The sequence below is a fragment of the Enterobacter sp. PL1 genome (assembly GCF_945957325.1).
Lineage (GTDB): Bacteria > Pseudomonadota > Gammaproteobacteria > Enterobacterales > Enterobacteriaceae > Enterobacter > Enterobacter roggenkampii.
On record NZ_CAMFKT010000028.1, the window covers coordinates 13,175 to 31,722 of the forward strand.

Here is an 18,548-nt window from a genome sequence, read left to right on the forward strand (position 1 = left end):
CCGGGTGGCGGCTTCGCCTTACCCGGCCTACGGTCTGGTTTTGTAGGCCCGGTAAGCGCAGCGCCACCGGGCACAACAATCAATGCGCGATCGGCTGCGCACCGTGCGGTTCACGCACGTGCTTGTACTTGAACAGCGCGATGAACGCGAAGAACAGCACCAGCGAGTACGCCGCGAAGATCAGCCACACCGGCTGCCAGTTGGTGATGCCGTTGGTGGTGTACATCTCAACCACTTTACCGCTCACCACGCCGCCCAGAATACAGCCGAAGCCGTTGGTCATCATCAGGAACATACCCTGCGCGCTGGCGCGGATTTCAGGTTTAACCTCTTTTTCCACAAACACCGAGCCGGAGATGTTGAAGAAGTCGAAGGCGCAGCCGTAAACAATCATCGACAGCACCAGCAGCACCGTGCCGAACGGGCTTGGGTCGCCGTAGGCGAACAGACCGAAGCGCAGCATCCACGCCGCGATACTGATCAGCATGACGTTCTTGATGCCGTAGCGGCTCAGGAAGAACGGGATGGTCAGGATGAACAGCGTCTCAGAGATCTGAGAGATGGACATCATCACCGACGCATGTTCAACGATAAAGCTGCCGGAGAACAGCGGATTGTTATCGAAGCTGTGCAGGAAGGTGTTGCCGAACATGTTGGTGATCTGCAGCTCCGCGCCCAGCAGCATGGAGAAGATGAAGAAGATCGCCATGCGTTTGTTTTTGAACAGCGCGAAGGCATCCAGGCCGAGCATGGTGCTCCAGCTCTGGTTTTTCTGCTGGTTAGACACCGGAATGGTTGGCAGCGTCAGGGTGAAGATCGCCAGCAATACGGAGAGCGCCGCACCGATATAGAGCTGCATATGGCTAAGTTCGAAGCCCGCGAAGCTCACGCCCCACATCGCCATGATAAAGCCGATGGTGCCCCAGATACGGATTGGCGGGAAATCGGTCACGATATCCATATCCGCGGACTTCAGGCGGTAGTAGGAGATGGTGTTGATCAGCCCAAGCGTTGGCATATAGGCCAGCGAGTTGAGCAGAATCACCATGAACATCGCCCCCGGCGTGGTCACCTGGGCTGCCATAAACAGCGTCCCCGCGCCCACCAGGTGGCAAAGCATGTACAGCCATTTGGCGCTTAACCATTTATCCGCCACGATCCCCAGCAGCGTTGGCATGAAGACAGCCGCAATACCGAGCGAGCTGTAGACGGCACCGATTGACGCACCATCGAACTTGAGCGTCACAAACATATAGGAGCCGAGTGTAGTCAGCCAGCTACCCCACAGGCAGAACTGCAGAAACGACAATATTTTAAGCTGCAGCTTAAGGTTCATGTTACTTTCCTCACAAGTGAGCGGGAGATATGTTGTTATAGAAACATTCAGGGTTGTTATTTGATGCAATTCTATCAGTTGGCAACGATATGTTTTGTTACCTCCCGCAAAAAAATGCAATCCACATTAATTTGCAGTTTGGATTGTGATGCAAATAACATTTTCGTATGGGTGGGGGAAGCAGAACACCTTCTCCTTGCAGGAGAAGGTGTGCGGATCACCGGCGACGGTAGTTCTTCTGCGCCGTATTCACCTTATACAGATAACGACGGGATTCCGCGGACGGGTGGCGGGTGGTCAGGGTGGCGTAGACATCCCCCGGCGCCATGCTGTTGATGATGTTTGCGGCCTGCACTTTGTCATTTGAGAAGACGCGCAGCACGCTGCCCGCGCCGCCGTTATAGGCAGTGATCACCGCATAGCGACGCGACGTCGGGTTGTCGATGCCGCCGAGGTAGACATTGTTCAGCATCGCCAGATAGGCCGTGCCGGTATCAATGTTGCTCTGCGGGTCGAACAGATAGCTGCGGCTCGGCGTGCCGGATTTCCCCTGCGCGCGGAACACGTCTTTACCGGCGCTGTGCTGCACCACCTGCATCAGCCCCAGGGCGTCGGAACGGCTTACCGCATACGGGTTAAACGAGGATTCGGTCTGCATAATCGCCAGGATCAGCGACTCATCCACGCCGTATTTACGCGAGGCCTGACGCACCATGCCCAGATACTTATGCGCACGCTTGTCGAGGTGGTTCGGGACGAGGTTGATGGTGACGCTGTAGATAATCTTCAGACCGTTAGAGCGGCTCTTCAGGCGCGTTTGCAGCAGGTAGTCGGCAAATTTCGTGGCGCGACCTTCCCAGCGGATCGGCTGGCCGGTCTGATCGACGACCTGACCGTACAGGAACGGCTCTTTCGAGATGGTGATATCGTCGGCATCGGAGTAGAGATCGATTGAGCCCGGATCGTCACCCATCAGCAGGGTTTTGATAATGGCCTGACGGAGTCGAGCCGCAGGGTCCGTGCCTGCGATGGTCTCAATCGTGATCGTCCCCTCATCAAAGTTGATGTGGCTACGGGTCAGATAGGCGTCGGTGTACTTAACGTAGTCCTTAGGTCCGGCAATAAGAACTTCGTTAAATCCCCATATGTTCTCGATGTTGTGGGCAAACTGCCCCATCAAAATGTCAAAACCGTTGGTGTCCTTGATCCAGGCTTCGTTGTAATCATCGCCTTTTTTTGACGAACACGAGACAAGCAACGGCGCAACAAGGGCTAGCGCTAAAAGTTTTTTCATCATTCCGGGAGTGCGTGTTGTGTTTGCTTAGTCGTTGCTTTCGCCGGGTGGCGCTGCGCTTACCCGGCCTACAAAACCGTAGGCCCGTGCAAGCGAAGCGCCGCCGGGCAACAGCCGCTCGATATTATTTTTCCGGTGGCGTATAGCCTTCGATGTGCACGTCTTTACCTTCGAACAGGAAGCTCACCATCTCCTGCTCCAGCAGCTTGCGGTGTTCCGGGTTCATCATGCTGAGTTTCTTCTCGTTGATCAGCATGGTCTGCTTTTTCTGCCACTGTCCCCAGGCTTCTTTGGAGATTTCATTGTAGATGCGTTTACCCAGCTCGCCCGGATAAAGCTGGAAATCCTGGCCTTCAGCGTCACGCTGCAGGAAAGTACAAAAAATCGTTCTGGCCATACTCATTCCTCTTTTTCTTGTCGATGCTAAACCATTGCACCGGCACGTAATTGCTGTAACAGGCGCTCCACGGGAGCCGCCAGCCCGACTGATGGCGGTTGCGCTAAGTTATACCAGAGAGCGGTGCCTTCATCCATGCACGAGGCGAAGGAGGACACGGGAAGCCACATCGGCACAATATCCAGATGGAAATGGCTGAAGGTGTGGCGAAACGCGGTCAGCTGCGTCAGGTTATCGGCAGCAATTCCACGCTGTTTAAGCCATTCACGCAGCAAGTCTTCATCTTCAAACTGTGGGAAGCAGTATAGACCACCCCACAGACCGCTCGGCGGACGCTGGGCCAGGAAGACCTCATCACCGTGCTGCATCAGCAGCATATAGCCGGTGCGCTCCGGCAGCGTCTGTTTGGGTTTCTTGCCCGGATACTGCGCCCAGGAATGGTTGGCATACGCCACGCAGAGGTTATTTACCGGGCAGAGTTCGCATTTGGGTTTTGAGCGCGTGCAGACCATGGCGCCGAGATCCATCATCGCCTGGTTGAAACGCTCGACGCCGTTGGCTGGGGTAACCGCTTCACTGATTTCCCAAAGGCGTTTTTCAACATCCTTCTTCCCCGGCCAGCCGTCAACGGCATAGCAGCGTGCCAGCACGCGCTTCACATTGCCGTCGAGGATCGGGAAATGCTTGCCTAAAGACAGGGAGAGAATAGCGCCTGCGGTCGAACGCCCGACGCCGGGTAAGTCCGCCACCTCGTCGAAAGTTTCCGGGAATTTACCGTTGTGGCGCGTCGCGACCTGCTGTGCGGCCTTGTGCAAGTTGCGCGCGCGGGCGTAATAGCCCAGCCCGGTCCACAGGTGCAGCACCTCGTCAAGCGGGGCGTTCGCCAGATCGGTCACCGTCGGGAAGCGCGCCATAAAACGCTCGAAGTAAGGGATTACCGTGGCGACCTGCGTTTGTTGCAACATCACCTCGGAGAGCCATACTTTGTAAGGCGTTTTTTCAATTTGCCAGGGCAGGGTTTTACGCCCGTATTTGTCGTACCAGTCCAGCACCTGGGCTGAAAATTGAGAGGCTTGCATGGTCATCGATTCGCATAATCAGGGACGCAGATTGCAGCACAGCGTCAATCTGCTGTAAACCGGATCTTTCCCATGCTTGCATAGAAGCCTTAACTTTGGATAATGCCCGTTTCCCGAACATTCTCACAAGCAGACAACTCTTTTATGAAAAACGACGTCATTTCACCGGAATTTGATGAAAACGGCCGCCCGCTGCGCCGTATTCGCAGCTTTGTCCGTCGTCAGGGCCGCCTGACAAAAGGTCAGCAACACGCGCTGGACAACTACTGGCCGGTGATGGGCGTTGAGTTCAGCGAGCAGCCTCTGGATTTCAGCGAGCTGTTTGGCCGCGACGCGCCGGTCACGCTGGAAATTGGCTTTGGTATGGGCGCCTCGCTGGTGACCATGGCGAAAGCGCGCCCGGAGCAGAACTTCCTTGGTATCGAAGTGCATTCGCCGGGCGTGGGCGCGTGTCTGGCAACGGCCCATGAAGAGGGCGTTGAGAACCTGCGCGTGATGTGTCACGACGCGGTGGAAGTGCTGCACAAAATGATTCCTGACAATTCTTTAACCATGGTTCAGCTCTTTTTCCCTGACCCGTGGCACAAAGCGCGTCATAATAAACGCCGTATCGTTCAGGCGCCGTTTGCCGAGCTGGTTAAAAGCAAGCTGAAGCTGGGCGGTGTCTTCCATATGGCGACCGACTGGGAACCGTATGCGGAACATATGCTGGAAGTGATGTCGTCGCTCGACGGTTATAAAAACCAGTCTGCGAATAACGACTATGTACCGCGTCCGGAATCGCGTCCGGTAACGAAATTTGAACAGCGTGGCCATCGTCTTGGTCACGGTGTATGGGACTTAATGTTCGAGAGGGTGAAATAATGGCAAAGAATCGTAGCCGTCGTCTGCGTAAAAAGATGCACATCGAAGAATTCCAGGAAGTGGGCTTCTCCGTTGCGTGGCGTTTCCCGGAAGGCACCAGCGTTGAGCAGATCGATCAGGACGTGGATGCGTTCATCAACGAGGTGATCGAGCCTAACAAACTGGCCTTCGACGGTAGCGGCTATCTGGCCTGGGAAGGTCTGATCTGCACCCAGGAAGTGGGTAAATGCACCGAAGAACATCAGGCTCTGGTCCGTAAATGGCTTGAAGACCACAAGCTCGAAGATGTCCGCGTCAGCGAACTTTTCGACGTTTGGTGGGACTAATAAAGCAGTCAAGGGCCAGCATTAGCTGGCCCGTTTTGTCTGAGGGAGTGTTTAAGATGCGCAAAACGTTGCTGGCAGTTGCTTTGATGGCAACCGGATTCACCGCCCATGCGGATTATCAATGTAGCGTCACCCCGCGTGATGACGTGGTGTTAAGCCCGCAAACCGTGCAGGTCAAAGGCGAGAACGGCAATCTGGTAATTACGCCAGAAGGGAACGTCACCTATAACGGCAAACAGTACAACCTGACTGCCGCACAGCGCGAGCAGGCGAAAGACTACCAGTCCGAATTGCGTACCGCGCTGCCGTGGATTAATGAAGGTGCCCTGACGCGCGTCGAAAAGAGCCGCGTGGCGCTGGATAAGATCATCACCAAAGAGGTGGGTGAGAGCAGTAACATGCGCACCCGCCTGACGAAGCTGGACAAGCAGCTTAAAGAACAGATGAACCGCATTATCGAGACGCGCTCCGACGGCCTGACGTTCCACTACAAGGCGATTGATCAGGTCCGTGCCGACGGGCAGCAGCTGGTGAACCAGGCGATGGGCGGCATCCTGCAGGACAGCATCAACGAGATGGGCGCCAAAGCGGTGCTGAAAGGCGGCGGTAACCCGCTGCAGGGCGTGCTGGGCAGTCTGGGCGGCCTGCAAACTTCCATTCAGAACGAGTGGAAAAACCAGGAAGATGATTTCCAGCAGTTCGGCAAAGACGTGTGTAAGCGCGTGGTGTCGCTGGAAGATAGCCGGAAGGCGCTGGTGGGGACGCTGAAGTAAGGACCCCTAACCCTAACCCTCTCCCTTTTAGGGTGTACGGTCCGGGGACATGGTAGACAGGTGTTCGGGGACATGGTGAACACTTTTTAACATCCTTTACCCATGGTGATCGACTGTTTCTTCAGGTCGATCATCTCCACACTCTGCCAGCCTTTCCCTCAGCCGGCAGAACGGGATGCAAAATCCTGAATCAGCCTTCAGCTTCTTCGGCGAGGAACAGCTCAAGAAGGGAATTGAGGAACAGTTTGCCGTGCTCGGTGATCTGCCAGTATTCCTCACATTCCGTGAGATACCCCTGCGCCAGCGCTTCGTCGATCTGCGGGCGAATCACCGACTCCGGCAGCCCGGTGTACAGCGCAAACTCAGCGCGCGGCGCGGCTTCCAGCAGACGGAAGCGGTTCATAAAGAACTCAAACGGCTTATCCGCCGCCTCGACGTCGTGCTGACGCTCCAGGTAGCGGCCTTCCATATACCCGCGAGGGTGGCGGGTTTTGGCAGTACGCAGAATACGCCCGTCCGGGAAGGTCACCTTGCCGTGTGCGCCGCAGCCGATGCCGAGATAGTCGCCAAAGCGCCAGTAGTTCAGGTTGTGCTGACACTGGTAGCCCGGCTTTGCATATGCCGACGTTTCGTACTGCTGATAGCCCGCAGCGGTTAACAGCTGGTGACCCTGCTCGAAGATATCCCACAGCGCGTCGTCATCCGGCAGCACCGGCGGACGCGAGCCAAACAGGGTGTTGGGCTCGATGGTGAGCTGATACCACGACAGATGAGGGGGATTCAGCGCAATGGCCTGGCGCAAATCGTCCAGCGCCTCTTCCAGAGACTGATCCGGCAGGCCGTGCATCAGATCCAGGTTAAAGCTGCGCAGGCCCAGGCCGGTCGCCAGGTTTGCCGCGCGCTTCGCCTCTTCCGGGCCGTGAATACGCCCCAGGCGCTTCAGCTTCGGCTCGCTAAAGCTCTGCACGCCGATGGAGATGCGGTTCACGCCCGCGCGCTGATAGTCGACAAAACGGTCGGCTTCAACGGTGCCGGGGTTGGCTTCCATCGTAATTTCAGCATCCGCTGCCAGGTTCAGGCGCGCGCGCACGCCGTCCAGCAGCGTTTGCATCGCCGGGCCTGACAGCAGGCTCGGCGTACCGCCACCAATGAAAATGGTCTTAACTTCACGTCCCTGTGCGTAAGGTACATCGGCATCCAGGTCGGCCAGCAGATGCGCAACGTAGTCATCGTGCGGCACTTCGCCCTTCAGCGCGTGCGAGTTGAAATCACAGTACGGGCATTTTTGCACGCACCACGGGATGTGAATATAAAGACTCAGAGGTGGCAAATTAGCCATTACGCAGTGCTTCCAGTAACAGTTTCAGCGCGCGTCCGCGGTGGGATATCGCGCTTTTTTCTTCGCGGGTCAGTTCCGCAGCGGTTTTGCCCTCGGAAGGGACAAAGAAAATCGGGTCGTAACCAAAGCCGCCGTTGCCAGCCGCTTCACGGGTAATCACGCCCGGCCAGCTGCCGTGGCAGACGATCGGCGTCGGGTCTTCCGCGTGACGCAGATAGACCAGCACGCAGTGGAACTGCGCGGTGCGCTGTTCGTCCGGGACGTCTTTCAGGGCGACAAGCAGCTTTTCCAGATTCTGCTGGTCGGTAGCGTCAACGCCGGAATAGCGGGCAGAGTAGATCCCCGGCGCGCCGCCGAGGGCGTCTACGGCCAGGCCGGAGTCGTCGGCAATCGCGGGGAGGCCAGTTACCTGCGCAGCGTGGCGCGCTTTAATGATCGCGTTTTCGATAAACGTCAGCCCCGTCTCTTCGGCGGAATCCACGCCAAGATCGGTCTGGGCGACCACGTCCAGACCAAAATCATTTAATAGCGAGGCCAGCTCGCGCACTTTACCGGCGTTGCCGGTCGCGAGAACAACTTTCTGCATGGTTTAGTCCTGTTCTGTCAGAGCCGCGACTTCCGTCGGGATAGATTGCGGATTAAGGATTTTTACCTGTTTATGTCGCCCCAGTTCGCCTTTTTCAATGATGACCTGGCTTTTGGCGACGCGAAACTGTTTTGCCAGATATTTGGTCAGATGCGCGTTCGCCTGGCCGTCAACCGGCGGGGCAGTGATGGCGACTTTTAACTCGTCGCCATGCAGTCCAACAATACCGTCACGGCTGGCTTTCGGCTGAATATACAGCCGTAAAACCAGCCCGTCAGCGCAGGTGCTTACGGCACTCATAGCGCCATCCACAGCCCCGGCAGCAGCATATCGCCCGTGGACTGCAGCAGTTCAGCGACCCCCATGTTGATCACATAGAGCAGCAGAACCAGGATCATCGGCGAAAAATCGATGCCGCCCATAGACGGAAGCAGGTTACGGATCGGGCGCAGCAGCGGCTCGGTCAGCTGAATCAAGGCGTACTCCACCGGGCTACGGCCCTGGCTCACCCAGCTCATGATCGCCATGACCAGCAGCACCCAGAAGATCAGCAGACCGATGGTTTTGATCAAAATCAGGACGGCGACAATCCAGATAATCGGCTGGAAGGTGAAGACCATAAACAGCACAATCGCTTTGATAACGCTCAGAATAAACGCCACCAGCAGAGACGAACTGTCGATGGGCCCCATGGCCGGGATAATACGGCGCAGCGGTCCGACAACAGGCTGCGTGATTTTCACGACAAACTGCGAGAACGGATTGTAAAAATCACAGCGGGCCCACTGCATCCAGACGCGCAGCAAAAGCGCCATCGTGTACAGCTCAATGACCGTTGAGAGCAGGAAAGTCAACGTCTTCATGGCGTTCCTCAGGTTTCCTTATTATTTTGAGTAGTCGCGCGCACCGAAAATTGCCGTGCCGATGCGCACCATCGTGCTGCCTGCCGCAATGGCGGCTTCCATATCATCCGACATGCCCAGAGAAAGCGTGTCTACCGTGTTATAGCGCGCTTTAAGCGCCTCAAATGCTACAGCCATTTGCTGTGCCACGGCAAACTGCCTTTCATAACTTGACTCAGGCGCCGGGATTGCCATCAAACCACGCAGGCTTAAGCGCGGCAGTTCGGCCACCTCGGCTGCCAGCGCATCCAGCTCGCTCAGCGCAATACCGGACTTGCTGTTTTCATCGCTGATGTTGATTTGAATCAGCACGTTAAGCGCTGGCATCTCTGCCGGACGCTGGTCGTTCAGGCGTGTCGCAATGCGCAGACGGTCAACGGTATGGCACCAGTCGAAGTGCTCCGCCACCAGACGGCTTTTGTTCGACTGCAGTGGGCCGATAAAGTGCCACTGCAGAGCCGTCTTCCCCTGTTCCTGGAAGTAGCGAATTTTATCCACGCCTTCCTGGACGTAGTTTTCACCAAACGCCCGCTGGCCTGCGTCAATGGCTTCTGCGATGGCGCTCGCAGGCTTGGTTTTGCTGACAGCAAGTAGCGTAATTTCTTCTGAAGCCCGGCCGCAACGCGTTGCGGCGGCTGAGATTTTGTCCCGGACCTGTGCCAGGTTATGCGCAATGTCGTTCATTTTCCGAGGAGTAGTCTATGGATGTGGAAGAAATTGTGGCCCTTAGTGTAAAGCATAACGTCTCCGATCTACACCTGTGCAGTGATTCGCCACCTCTCTGGCGCAGAACGGGCCGCCTTGAACCGGCACCGTTTCCTTCTCCGGACCTCGGGGCGTTGTTAAAAGCGTGGCTCAACGATGAGCAGCAGGGGATATGGTGGGCCAACGGGCAGGTGGATTTTGCCGCGACGGTGGCGGGAGGCCAGCGCCTGCGCGGCAGTGCCTTTAAGCAGATGCGCGGAGTCTCTGTGACGCTACGGCTGTTGCCGCGTACCTGTCCGCAGCTCGCTCCGCTGGGCGCGCCGAGGGCAATCCCGGAACTGTTAACCAATGCGTCCGGGTTGATTCTGGTGACGGGGGCGACCGGCAGCGGCAAATCCACGACGCTGGCGGCGATGGTCGATTTTCTCAACCACCATACTGACGGCCATATTCTCACGCTCGAAGATCCGGTGGAGTTTATCTATCAGAGCGAGCGTTGCCTGATCCAGCAGCGGGAGATCGGCCAGCATAGCCCGTCATTTGCCGACGCGCTGCGCAGTGCCTTACGCCAGGATCCGGACGTGATTTTGCTGGGAGAGCTGCGCGACAGCGAAACGATCCGCCTGGCGTTAACGGCAGCGGAGACCGGGCATCTGGTGCTGGCGACGCTGCATACGCGCGGGGCATCGCAGGCGATTGAGCGGCTGGTCGATACGTTCCCGGCGCAGGAGAAAGATCCGGTGCGTAACCAGCTGGCCGGCAGCCTGCGGGCGGTGCTGGCGCAGAAGCTGGTTCCTGACTTACAGGACGGGCGCGTCGCGCTGTATGAGCTGCTGGTGAATACCGCGGCGGCGGCGAATCTCATTCGCGAGGGAAAAACGTGGCAGCTGCCCGGCATTATTCAAACCGGACAGCAGGCAGGCATGCAGAACTTTGACCAAAGCCTGGCGGAGAGACGGGCGCAGGGGCGGCTCTAGCTAGGCCCCTGTGCTTAAAAGCCCTGCTCGAAATAGCTTTCGAGGATGATGACGGCAGAAGCGGAGTCCACGCTGCCTTTATTGAGCGCCCGGAAGCCACCGTGCTCAAACAGGCCAGCACGCGCTTCGACGGTGCTGAGACGCTCGTCGTGCAGCTTCACGGAGACGCCAAAGCGGCCATGGATTTTATTGGCGAACTTACGCGCCCGGGCAGTCAGCGGCTGTTCGGTACCGTCCATGTTGAGCGGTAATCCGACAATCACGTCATCCGGCTGCCACTCTTTGAGCAGACGCTCAATGAGATTCCAGTCCGGCGTACCGTCGTTGGCCTTCAGGGCGGTAAGCGGACGCGCGGTACCGGTGATGCGCTGCCCCACGGCGACGCCAATGCTTTTGGTGCCAAAATCGAAGGCCAGAAGCGTTCCGCTCATCAGGCGTGCCCCGCTACGCCAGGCATGGTCAGAATATCAATGCCAATCAGCTTCGCCGCGTCGCGCCAGCGATCGGCAATCGGCGTTTTAAACAGGATATTCATGTCCGCAGGGGCGGTGAGCCAGGCGTTATCGAGGATCTCCTGCTCAAGCTGGCCTTTCTCCCACGACGAATAGCCCAGCGCCACCAGCACTTCAGAAGGCTGCTCTGCGGTGCCCAGCGTTTCGAGCACGTCACGTGAGGTGGTGATGACGGTGTTATCCGAAATTCGAATACTGGAAGAGAACACCGGCGGCGTATGCAGGATAAAGCCGCGATCTTCTGCAAGAGGTCCACCCAGCATCACGGGCTTATCAAGCCGGATCTCCGGCAGTCGCGCTTCAGCCGGGATTTTCAGCTTGTCCAGAATCCCTTCAACCTGAAGATTTTCCAGCGGTTTATTAATGATAATACCCATCGCGCCGTCTTCATTGTATTCACAAATATAAACCACGGCGCGGCGAAAAATCGGGTCCTGGAGAGCAGGCATGGCAATAAGAAAGTGATGCTGTAAATTCATTGTCAGAGGTACTGTTTCCTGGTTTAAAAAGCGACAGCGACCAGTATGCGGAGAAACCCGGGCGCTGTCACTCATTGGTGGGTTATTTCTGCAGGCGTTTTTCGATGGCGTCCATCAGCATTCCGGTGATCGAGACCGGGAATTCCGCTTCAATTTCACGAATGCAGGTCGGGCTGGTGACGTTCACTTCGGTCAGACGATCGCCGATGATATCCAGGCCAACGAAGATCAGGCCTTTGGCTTTCAGCGTTGGGCCGACGCGGCGGGCAATTTCCCAGTCGCTTTCGGTCAACGGGCGCGGCTCACCGCGACCGCCGGCCGCCAGGTTACCACGGGTTTCGCCACCCTGCGGGATACGCGCCAGGCAGTAAGGGACCGGTTCGCCATCCACCACCAGCACGCGTTTGTCGCCGTCCTTGATCGCCGGAATATAGTTCTGTGCCATGCAGTAACGGGTGCCCAGTTCGGTCAGGGTTTCGGCAATCACGCCAATGTTCGGGTCGCCTTCTTTCACGCGGAAAATCGACGCGCCGCCCATCCCGTCCAGCGGCTTCATGATGATGTCGCCGTGCTTCTGCCAGAATGCCTTCAACTGCGCTTTGCTGCGGGTCACCAGGGTTTCTGGCGTCAGGTCAGAGAACCAGGCGGTATAGAGCTTCTCGTTACAGTCGCGCAGGCTCTGCGGTTTGTTGACGATCAGCGTGCCTTTCTCTTCTGCACGTTCAAGGATATAGGTGCAGTAGATATACTCGGTGTCGAACGGCGGATCTTTACGCATCAGAATGACGTTGAGATCGGCCAGGGCAATGTCCTGCTCGGTGCCGAACTCATACCATTTGTCGTAGTTCTGCTCGACGTTAACGATGCGGGTGCGGGCGCGGGCTTCACCGTTGATCAGGTAAAGATCGTTCATCTCCATATAGTGGAGTTCATAGCCGCGACGCTGCGCTTCCAGCAGCATGGCGAAGCTGGAATCTTTCTTGATGTTGATGTTTGCGATGGGGTCCATCACGATGCCGAGCTTGATCATCTTTCTCTCCAATAATGCGTCAACCCAGATCGCCAAACCGTACCTGTAGCGCGGTAATGGCCGTGAGTGCCGTTGTCTCAGTGCGCAGAACGCGAGGTCCCAACAGAATATCAGTAAACTGGTAACGTGCCGTCATCGCAATTTCGTCCGCCGACAGGCCGCCTTCAGGGCCAATCAGCAGGCGAACGCGCTCAACGGGCAGCGGCAGCGTATTGATGCTGGCGCTGGCGCGCGGATGAAGATTGAGCTTCAGCCCACTGTCCTCTTCTGCACACCACTCCTCCAGATCCATCGCCGGGCGGATCTCCGGAATACGGTTGCGGCCACTCTGTTCGCAAGCCGCGATGGCAATTTTCTGCCACTGCTGGATCTTTTTGTTCAGACGTTCCGCATCCAGTTTAACGCCACAGCGCTCAGAAAAAAGTGGCGTAATGAGGCTTACACCCAGTTCAATGGATTTCTGGATCGTGAACTCCATTTTCTCGCCGCGCGACATCACCTGGCCCAGATGGATATGCAGCGGTGATTCCCGGTCATCCACTTCACCACGCAGGACGTTCACGTGTACGCTTTTTTTATCCGCCCGCGTGATTTCCGCGTCGAAAACCTGGTTAGAGCCGTCGAACAATTGTATTGCCTGGCCGGCGCCCATGCGCAGCACGCGGCCAACGTGGTTAGCGGCGTCATCAGACAGGGCGATTTCACGGCCTGCGGTAATCAGTTCAGGATGGTAAATGCGGGGAATGCGCATAGTCAGAAATTCCATGTGTCATGCGATATAAGCGAATTGCCGTAGTGTAGGTTAGCTCTTTTGCGCCTGGCAAGCCCGCTGGACGTAAGGGTTGTGATTCCCCTGGACTCTGGCGATACGCTCGTCGCGCTGGCATTCCCACTCCGTCACCGGGTACTGCTTGTCCCAGGCGTTGAACAACTGGGTCTGCTGGCGGGAGAGGTTGAGATCGTAACGGTCACGCATATAGAAATAGGTGCGGGCAATGCTGCCGCGCGCGCGGGCAGGGGGCTCGGCGACTTTCTCTTTAAAATCAATCTTCATACCGCACTGGCCGTACTGACCTTCGCCACCGTTCCACTGGCTGTACATGAAGTTGCCGCGATCGCCGTTCACTTCGCCCACCGCGGGATGCAGGTTATGCATGTCGCTTTCCATCTGGCGGTATACCGGATCTTTGGCGCAGTTTTTACGTCCGCCATCCTGCCAGCACTGGCGCTGGTGGCCAAACTGCCATGCCGGAACGACATGTTCCCATTCAATACGGCTGGCGCGGTTTTCGTTTTTACGCACCTTGTAGCCGCAGGACTCAAGGTCTACGACTCCTTTTTTACCCTGCCAGTTAATTTTACAGCCGCAGTAGAAATCGCCCGGTACGTCAGCGTTGACCTTTACACCGGCCGCTTTGGCCTGAGAGAAACTGTTGATACCGTCGGCCAGGGCGTGGCCTGAGAGCGCCGTCGTCAGAAAGGCGACCGCGAGAGAAAAATTACGGGACATCTTACACTCCGTGTCAAAACGAGCCCGCAACGTAACGAATGTTGTTCCTGTATGCAATCAGTCAGATCAGGAAAGTTCCTGAACGTTCAGATAATTATTCCGCCACCAGCGGCTCGCCGCATTTCACGCAGCGGTAGGTTGCCTCGCCGCGCACCACGCGATTATGGCGGCGGACGGTAAGCTGATGTTGCTGACACTGGCAGCGGTAGGGGAAGGTATTGCGGCGCACCGATTCCAGCTCGAACTGATGGGTTCTGCGCGCCGGAACGCCGAGCACCGCTTCCATCATCCACTTCCACTCCTTGCCGTGGGGAGCGACGCGTCCGAAGTGTTTCCACACCAGCAGGTGCGCCAGCTCGTGCGGCACCACCTCATCAATAAACGCCTGCTGGTTTTCCATCATCAGAACCGGGTTCAGGCGGATCTCATAGGATTCCAGCCAGGCGGTACCGGCCGAGGTGCCACGCTGCTGGTAGACGAGTTTGGGTTCAGGGTAATTGCGACCAAGCTTCAGGTTCGCCTGGGCGAGTTTTTCCCGCAGGCTGCGCATAACGGCTTGCTGAATGGCGATGGGGAGACGGGGAGCTTTCATAGGGGCAGAGCATAAAGCGGGAAGCGGGGAGGCGCAAGAGGCGCCTCCCGCAAGAGGATCAGTCGTGAGCGCCGATTTCGCGCAGCGGGCGACCTTTCATCAGGTTACGTTCAATATGTTCCAGCGACACGTGTTTGGTTTCCGGAACCAGCCAGATAGTCAGCACAATAAAGAAGATGTTCAGACCGGCGTAGACCCAGAAGGTGTTGGCATTGCCCAGAGTGTTGAGCATGGTCAGGAACGTTGCGCCGACGATCATGTTAGCAATCCAGTTCGTTGCGGTAGAGCAGGTGATACCAAAATCACGCCCCTTCAGCGGCTGGATCTCAGAGCACAGCACCCAGATCAGCGGACCGGCACTCATCGCAAACCCGACGATAAACATCAGCAGCATGCCTACCGCAAAGTACTGGGCGGTTGGGGAGTGAATGCCCACATGCATCATGGTACCGAGGACGCCCATACCGGCCGCCATCACCAGGAAGCCCAGCGTCAGGGTTGGCTTACGTCCCCAGCGGTCCACCAGACCGATGGCGATAAAGGTCGCCAGCACGTTGGTAAGACCCACGATGACGGTCCCCCACATCTGCTCGGTGGTGTTGGTATAACCCGCCAGTTCAAAGATTTTTGGCGCGTAGTACATGATGACGTTCATTCCGGTGAACTGCTGCATCACCTGGAGCAGCACGCCGAGGAACACCGCCCGGCGGAAGTTGCTGTTCTCTTTAAACAGCGCCCAGCCGGACTGTTTGACCTTCAGGCTCTCGCGGATCTCTTCCAGCTCGTTTTTCGCCTCTGCGCTGGTATCGCGCAGGCGCATCAGCACGCGTTCGGCATCGTGGAAGCGACGTTTTGCAGCAAACCAGCGCGGGCTGTCCGGCAGGAAGAAGACGCCAATCAGCAGCAGAACCGCAGGGATGATGATCACGCCGAGCATCCAGCGCCATGCGCCGCTGTAGCTAAACGCGGTATCGGAAAGGTATGCACCGAGAATACCGATGGTGATCATCAGCTGGTACATCGAAATCATACTGCCGCGGATTTTCTCCGGCGCGATTTCAGACAGGTAGAGCGGGGCGGTATAGGACGCCACGCCCACGGCCAGACCGAGCAGCACGCGGGAAACCAGCAGGACCTCAACGTTAGGCGCTGCGGCAGAGAAGAGTGAGCCGGCCACGAACAGGATCGCGCCAATCATCAGGCTCTTTTTACGTCCGAGCTTGAAGGAGAGCCAGCCGCTGCCGACGGCCCCAACGGCCGCACCGAACATCATGGAGCTGACCACCCATTCCTGGGTGTGAGCGCTAATCTGGAACTCGTCAGTGATGAAAGGTAATGCACCGGCAATCACGCCGATATCCAGGCCAAAAAGTAATCCTGCCAGGGCGGCGAGGAAACAGACGAAGAATGTCATCGCCTTGTTGGACGTACGCCCCTGTTTTTTATTGTCAGGCATTATGCCCTCCAGTTGGGTTATCAGTTTTATTGATGGTAAGGGTAGGTGAGCGACCCGTAAAAATATGTGAGATTAATCACATAGGTGTAATCGGTTACACTCGTGTGCAACCGTAAATAAAATTAAAGCTTTGAAAATATAGAGGTAAATGAAGTGAGGCGCATCGCGAAAGGAGATATTTCAGACTTAACTGAAAGGGAATGTAACAGCAGAAGAATGGCGATCATGCAAAGAGAATATTCTGAAAGCGGAGGGGTACCGGTGCGGTGTAATCGGTTCCAAAGGGTACACCTTTCAGCCGGGTGGCGGCTGCGCCTTACCCGGCCTACAAATGCCCAAAACCCGTAGGCCCGTGCAAGTGAAGCGCCGCCGGGCAAGGATGATCGCACAAATGCAAAAGGCCAGCCCGAAGGCTGGCCTTTTAAAAGCGATGTCAGTCGATTACTTCAGACCGGCAGCTTCACGCAGCAGGGCGGCTTTGTCGGTTTTTTCCCATGGGAAATGTTCACGACCAAAGTGACCGTATGCAGCGGTTTCTTTGTAGATTGGGTGCAGCAGATCCAGCATCTGAATCAGGCCGTATGGACGCAGGTCGAAGAACTCGCGCACCAGCAGGGTCAGCTGTTCTGAAGGCACTTTCTCGGTACCAAAGGTTTCCACCATGATGGAGGTGGGTTCAGCCACGCCGATAGCGTAGGAAACCTGAATTTCACAGCGGTCAGCCAGGCCGGCAGCCACGATGTTTTTCGCCACATAACGTGCCGCGTACGCTGCAGAACGGTCCACTTTTGATGGATCTTTACCGGAGAATGCACCGCCACCGTGACGCGCCATGCCGCCGTAGGTATCAACGATGATTTTACGACCGGTCAGGCCGCAGTCACCCATTGGGCCGCCGATAACAAAGCGTCCGGTTGGGTTGATGAAGAATTTGGTGGCGCTGCTCAGCCATTCGGTTGGCAGAACCGGCTTGATGATCTCTTCCATCACTGCTTCCTGCAGGGATTTCTGATCGATATCTTCGGCATGCTGGGTAGACAGAACCACCGCGTCAATACCGACAATTTTACCGTCGTCGTACTGGAAGGTGACCTGGCTCTTCGCATCCGGGCGCAGCCACGGCAGGGTGCCGTTTTTACGCACTTCAGCCTGACGCTGCACCAGACGGTGTGCGTAGGTGACCGGCGCTGGCATCAGCACGTCGGTTTCGTTGGTTGCATAGCCGAACATCAGGCCCTGGTCGCCCGCGCCCTGTTCCAGCGGATCGGCACGGTCAACGCCCTGGTTGATGTCCGGAGACTGTTTGCCAATCGCGCTCAGTACCGCGCAGGAGTTGGCATCAAAGCCCATATCAGAATGCACATAACCGATCTCACGCACCGTGTTACGGGTGATCTCTTCGATATCAACCCATGCGCTGGTGGTGATCTCACCGCCAACCAGAACCATGCCGGTTTTGACATAGGTTTCACACGCGACGCGTGCTTTTGGATCCTGCGCGAGGATCGCATCCAGCACCGCATCGGAGATTTGGTCAGCAATTTTATCAGGATGTCCTTCTGATACGGACTCGGACGTAAACAGGTGTTTTGCCATGTTTTATTTCACCTAAGAGGAATTTGGTTAGCTCAAGCTGCTGTGTGGAATAGCCAAAGGAGATAATTCTACCAAGGCCTGCAGGTTTTTGACACTGGCAGTATGAGTGTTAATCAGTATAGATGGATTAACATCTGGATGGCTATTTTAGGTCACTTCTTCACCCGATTTCCAGTTTTTTTTGACTCATCTCTCACTCAGTTGAAATTGCTGCTGGCAAAAATTCCTGACGGTGCTGGCAACACGCGCATTTTTGTTTTGCTTTTTAGCCCCCTTCTCGGTATAAAACGCGGCGCGCGGCTCATATAAAATAAGCGCTCGATGAACTCATCGTGTCGCCACTTCCAGCCGGGTAAAGCAGTGAACTTTTAGCTTTGGCTTGGGGTCCGTTTCAGCAGAGGCGGCCGTGGAGGTGATACGAGATAATGAACCATCGTTTTCCGCTAATTCAGCGCAGCCGTTCTGGCGCGCATTTGATTCCCGCAACCCGCATTTCTAGTCTGCAAACCTGCCGATGTTATACCCATCTCGGCGCTTCTCAGGATTCCAGGGCCGGTCACGCTTTGTGAAAACTGAACAAGGGCGCTCTTGTTAATACAAGAGTTTTCTCGTGGTTTCGCCGAACCTTGTCATACAGAGTTCGGATACGTGTTTTACAATGATATGAATAAGAAACCGGTCGCACGGTCTGGATTTCAGCATACTCTGCTGGGAAACGGAGCCGTTTATGGGTTGTTATCGCCGTATAACGCTGCGATAGTAGTCAACTGTTTTACACTTAATACAAAGAGTTGA

23 protein-coding genes are annotated in these 18,548 nt (G+C 56.3%); 6 read left to right on the forward strand and 17 right to left on the reverse strand.

Annotated features, from left to right (window positions below; genetic code table 11):
- Positions 1-79 precede the first annotated feature (79 nt).
- The 4 genes from N6P30_RS20365 to mutY form a co-directional block, all read right to left on the reverse strand.
- Entirely contained in the window at positions 80-1,336 is a 1,257-nt protein-coding gene (locus N6P30_RS20365) for a nucleoside permease (RefSeq protein WP_008499767.1), read from the reverse strand.
- A 217-nt stretch (positions 1,337-1,553) separates the two neighbouring features.
- Positions 1,554-2,630 carry a membrane-bound lytic murein transglycosylase MltC gene (gene mltC / locus N6P30_RS20370; RefSeq protein ID WP_021242082.1) on the reverse strand — a complete coding sequence of 359 codons (1,077 nt, stop codon included), beginning with the start codon at positions 2,628-2,630 and terminating at the stop codon, positions 1,554-1,556.
- A 124-nt stretch (positions 2,631-2,754) separates the two neighbouring features.
- Positions 2,755-3,027: an oxidative damage protection protein gene (locus tag N6P30_RS20375; RefSeq protein WP_008499765.1), complete on the reverse strand. Its 273-nt coding sequence runs from the start codon at positions 3,025-3,027 to the stop codon at positions 2,755-2,757.
- A gap of 26 nt (positions 3,028-3,053) precedes the next feature.
- Positions 3,054-4,106 carry an A/G-specific adenine glycosylase gene (mutY, locus tag N6P30_RS20380; protein WP_170226944.1) on the reverse strand — a complete coding sequence of 351 codons (1,053 nt, stop codon included), beginning with the start codon at positions 4,104-4,106 and terminating at the stop codon, positions 3,054-3,056.
- Between the two features lie 144 nt (positions 4,107-4,250).
- Here mutY and trmB point away from each other — a divergent pair, with 144 nt between their 5' ends.
- Genes trmB through N6P30_RS20395 form a run of 3 tightly spaced genes read left to right on the forward strand, consistent with a single transcriptional unit; the run spans position 4,251 to position 6,069 of the window.
- Positions 4,251-4,970, forward strand: coding sequence for a tRNA (guanosine(46)-N7)-methyltransferase TrmB (gene trmB / locus N6P30_RS20385; RefSeq protein ID WP_023294526.1), 720 nt, complete (start codon positions 4,251-4,253; stop codon positions 4,968-4,970).
- Positions 4,970-5,296 (forward strand): YggL family protein, encoded by a 327-nt coding sequence (locus tag N6P30_RS20390; protein ID WP_003862421.1) that lies wholly within the window; start codon positions 4,970-4,972, stop codon positions 5,294-5,296. Before trmB ends, N6P30_RS20390 begins: the two co-directional genes overlap by 1 nt.
- A 56-nt stretch (positions 5,297-5,352) precedes the next feature.
- A complete protein-coding gene (locus tag N6P30_RS20395) occupies positions 5,353-6,069 on the forward strand; it encodes a DUF2884 domain-containing protein (protein ID WP_008499762.1) in 717 nt (238 codons plus the stop codon).
- A 190-nt stretch (positions 6,070-6,259) separates the two neighbouring features.
- Here the strand turns inward: N6P30_RS20395 and hemW are convergent, their stop codons facing one another.
- The 5 genes from hemW to N6P30_RS20420 are packed head-to-tail and all read right to left on the reverse strand — an operon-like array spanning position 6,260 to position 9,580.
- A complete protein-coding gene (gene hemW, locus N6P30_RS20400; protein WP_023294525.1) occupies positions 6,260-7,408 on the reverse strand; it encodes a radical SAM family heme chaperone HemW in 1,149 nt (382 codons plus the stop codon).
- Positions 7,401-7,994: an XTP/dITP diphosphatase gene (locus N6P30_RS20405; RefSeq protein WP_023294524.1), complete on the reverse strand. Its 594-nt coding sequence runs from the start codon at positions 7,992-7,994 to the stop codon at positions 7,401-7,403. The genes hemW and N6P30_RS20405 overlap by 8 nt, the downstream gene beginning before the upstream one ends.
- A gap of 3 nt (positions 7,995-7,997) precedes the next feature.
- The gene (yggU, locus tag N6P30_RS20410) at positions 7,998-8,294 is read right to left on the reverse strand and encodes a DUF167 family protein YggU (RefSeq protein ID WP_008499758.1); all 297 of its coding nucleotides are present in this window, start codon (positions 8,292-8,294) and stop codon (positions 7,998-8,000) included.
- Complete coding sequence (locus tag N6P30_RS20415; RefSeq protein ID WP_008499757.1) at positions 8,291-8,857, reverse strand: YggT family protein; 567 nt, start codon at positions 8,855-8,857, stop codon at positions 8,291-8,293. The genes yggU and N6P30_RS20415 overlap by 4 nt, the downstream gene beginning before the upstream one ends.
- A 21-nt stretch (positions 8,858-8,878) precedes the next feature.
- Positions 8,879-9,580, reverse strand: coding sequence for a YggS family pyridoxal phosphate-dependent enzyme (locus tag N6P30_RS20420; RefSeq protein ID WP_023294523.1), 702 nt, complete (start codon positions 9,578-9,580; stop codon positions 8,879-8,881).
- A 17-nt stretch (positions 9,581-9,597) separates the two neighbouring features.
- Here N6P30_RS20420 and N6P30_RS20425 point away from each other — a divergent pair, with 17 nt between their 5' ends.
- On the forward strand, positions 9,598-10,578 hold the full coding sequence (locus tag N6P30_RS20425; RefSeq protein ID WP_023294522.1) for a type IV pilus twitching motility protein PilT: 981 nt from the start codon (positions 9,598-9,600) through the stop codon (positions 10,576-10,578).
- A 14-nt stretch (positions 10,579-10,592) separates the two neighbouring features.
- Here the strand turns inward: N6P30_RS20425 and ruvX are convergent, their stop codons facing one another.
- The 8 genes from ruvX to metK all read right to left on the reverse strand — a co-directional run bounded on the left by ruvX (position 10,593) and on the right by metK (position 17,753).
- Positions 10,593-11,009: a Holliday junction resolvase RuvX gene (gene ruvX, locus N6P30_RS20430; protein ID WP_021242076.1), complete on the reverse strand. Its 417-nt coding sequence runs from the start codon at positions 11,007-11,009 to the stop codon at positions 10,593-10,595.
- A complete protein-coding gene (locus N6P30_RS20435) occupies positions 11,009-11,569 on the reverse strand; it encodes a YqgE/AlgH family protein (RefSeq protein ID WP_008499752.1) in 561 nt (186 codons plus the stop codon). Before N6P30_RS20435 ends, ruvX begins: the two co-directional genes overlap by 1 nt.
- 82 nt (positions 11,570-11,651) lie before the next feature.
- Positions 11,652-12,599 carry a glutathione synthase gene (gene gshB / locus N6P30_RS20440; protein ID WP_008499751.1) on the reverse strand — a complete coding sequence of 316 codons (948 nt, stop codon included), beginning with the start codon at positions 12,597-12,599 and terminating at the stop codon, positions 11,652-11,654.
- A gap of 19 nt (positions 12,600-12,618) precedes the next feature.
- A complete protein-coding gene (rsmE, locus tag N6P30_RS20445) occupies positions 12,619-13,350 on the reverse strand; it encodes a 16S rRNA (uracil(1498)-N(3))-methyltransferase (RefSeq protein WP_021242075.1) in 732 nt (243 codons plus the stop codon).
- A gap of 51 nt (positions 13,351-13,401) precedes the next feature.
- On the reverse strand, positions 13,402-14,109 hold the full coding sequence (endA, locus tag N6P30_RS20450; RefSeq protein WP_260629971.1) for a deoxyribonuclease I: 708 nt from the start codon (positions 14,107-14,109) through the stop codon (positions 13,402-13,404).
- 94 nt (positions 14,110-14,203) lie between these two features.
- Positions 14,204-14,701, reverse strand: coding sequence for a SprT family zinc-dependent metalloprotease (locus N6P30_RS20455; protein ID WP_021242073.1), 498 nt, complete (start codon positions 14,699-14,701; stop codon positions 14,204-14,206).
- Positions 14,702-14,759: 58 nt separating this feature from the next.
- On the reverse strand, positions 14,760-16,157 hold the full coding sequence (gene galP, locus N6P30_RS20460; protein WP_008499747.1) for a galactose/proton symporter: 1,398 nt from the start codon (positions 16,155-16,157) through the stop codon (positions 14,760-14,762).
- A gap of 441 nt (positions 16,158-16,598) precedes the next feature.
- A complete protein-coding gene (metK, locus tag N6P30_RS20465) occupies positions 16,599-17,753 on the reverse strand; it encodes a methionine adenosyltransferase (protein WP_008499745.1) in 1,155 nt (384 codons plus the stop codon).
- A 138-nt stretch (positions 17,754-17,891) separates the two neighbouring features.
- Between metK and N6P30_RS20470 the strand changes: the two genes are divergently transcribed.
- Positions 17,892-18,062 (forward strand): hypothetical protein, encoded by a 171-nt coding sequence (locus N6P30_RS20470; RefSeq protein ID WP_045335271.1) that lies wholly within the window; start codon positions 17,892-17,894, stop codon positions 18,060-18,062.
- A 354-nt stretch (positions 18,063-18,416) separates the two neighbouring features.
- On the forward strand, positions 18,417-18,548 hold the full coding sequence (gene yqgB / locus N6P30_RS20475; RefSeq protein ID WP_127312443.1) for an acid stress response protein YqgB: 132 nt from the start codon (positions 18,417-18,419) through the stop codon (positions 18,546-18,548).

What these genes read in the sequence shown, in the direction of transcription:
- N6P30_RS20365 (WP_008499767.1), bottom strand. Translation starts at nt 1,336, where the DNA reads ATGAACCTTAAGCTGCAGCTTAAAATATTGTCGTTTCTGCAGTTCTGC.
- mltC (WP_021242082.1), bottom strand. Translation starts at nt 2,630, where the DNA reads ATGAAAAAACTTTTAGCGCTAGCCCTTGTTGCGCCGTTGCTTGTCTCG.
- N6P30_RS20375 (WP_008499765.1), bottom strand. Translation starts at nt 3,027, where the DNA reads ATGGCCAGAACGATTTTTTGTACTTTCCTGCAGCGTGACGCTGAAGGC.
- mutY (WP_170226944.1), bottom strand. Translation starts at nt 4,106, where the DNA reads ATGCAAGCCTCTCAATTTTCAGCCCAGGTGCTGGACTGGTACGACAAA.
- trmB (WP_023294526.1), top strand. Translation starts at nt 4,251, where the DNA reads ATGAAAAACGACGTCATTTCACCGGAATTTGATGAAAACGGCCGCCCG.
- N6P30_RS20390 (WP_003862421.1), top strand. Translation starts at nt 4,970, where the DNA reads ATGGCAAAGAATCGTAGCCGTCGTCTGCGTAAAAAGATGCACATCGAA.
- N6P30_RS20395 (WP_008499762.1), top strand. Translation starts at nt 5,353, where the DNA reads ATGCGCAAAACGTTGCTGGCAGTTGCTTTGATGGCAACCGGATTCACC.
- hemW (WP_023294525.1), bottom strand. Translation starts at nt 7,408, where the DNA reads ATGGCTAATTTGCCACCTCTGAGTCTTTATATTCACATCCCGTGGTGC.
- N6P30_RS20405 (WP_023294524.1), bottom strand. Translation starts at nt 7,994, where the DNA reads ATGCAGAAAGTTGTTCTCGCGACCGGCAACGCCGGTAAAGTGCGCGAG.
- yggU (WP_008499758.1), bottom strand. Translation starts at nt 8,294, where the DNA reads ATGAGTGCCGTAAGCACCTGCGCTGACGGGCTGGTTTTACGGCTGTAT.
- N6P30_RS20415 (WP_008499757.1), bottom strand. Translation starts at nt 8,857, where the DNA reads ATGAAGACGTTGACTTTCCTGCTCTCAACGGTCATTGAGCTGTACACG.
- N6P30_RS20420 (WP_023294523.1), bottom strand. Translation starts at nt 9,580, where the DNA reads ATGAACGACATTGCGCATAACCTGGCACAGGTCCGGGACAAAATCTCA.
- N6P30_RS20425 (WP_023294522.1), top strand. Translation starts at nt 9,598, where the DNA reads ATGGATGTGGAAGAAATTGTGGCCCTTAGTGTAAAGCATAACGTCTCC.
- ruvX (WP_021242076.1), bottom strand. Translation starts at nt 11,009, where the DNA reads ATGAGCGGAACGCTTCTGGCCTTCGATTTTGGCACCAAAAGCATTGGC.
- N6P30_RS20435 (WP_008499752.1), bottom strand. Translation starts at nt 11,569, where the DNA reads ATGAATTTACAGCATCACTTTCTTATTGCCATGCCTGCTCTCCAGGAC.
- gshB (WP_008499751.1), bottom strand. Translation starts at nt 12,599, where the DNA reads ATGATCAAGCTCGGCATCGTGATGGACCCCATCGCAAACATCAACATC.
- rsmE (WP_021242075.1), bottom strand. Translation starts at nt 13,350, where the DNA reads ATGCGCATTCCCCGCATTTACCATCCTGAACTGATTACCGCAGGCCGT.
- endA (WP_260629971.1), bottom strand. Translation starts at nt 14,109, where the DNA reads ATGTCCCGTAATTTTTCTCTCGCGGTCGCCTTTCTGACGACGGCGCTC.
- N6P30_RS20455 (WP_021242073.1), bottom strand. Translation starts at nt 14,701, where the DNA reads ATGAAAGCTCCCCGTCTCCCCATCGCCATTCAGCAAGCCGTTATGCGC.
- galP (WP_008499747.1), bottom strand. Translation starts at nt 16,157, where the DNA reads ATGCCTGACAATAAAAAACAGGGGCGTACGTCCAACAAGGCGATGACA.
- metK (WP_008499745.1), bottom strand. Translation starts at nt 17,753, where the DNA reads ATGGCAAAACACCTGTTTACGTCCGAGTCCGTATCAGAAGGACATCCT.
- N6P30_RS20470 (WP_045335271.1), top strand. Translation starts at nt 17,892, where the DNA reads ATGGCTATTTTAGGTCACTTCTTCACCCGATTTCCAGTTTTTTTTGAC.
- yqgB (WP_127312443.1), top strand. Translation starts at nt 18,417, where the DNA reads ATGAATAAGAAACCGGTCGCACGGTCTGGATTTCAGCATACTCTGCTG.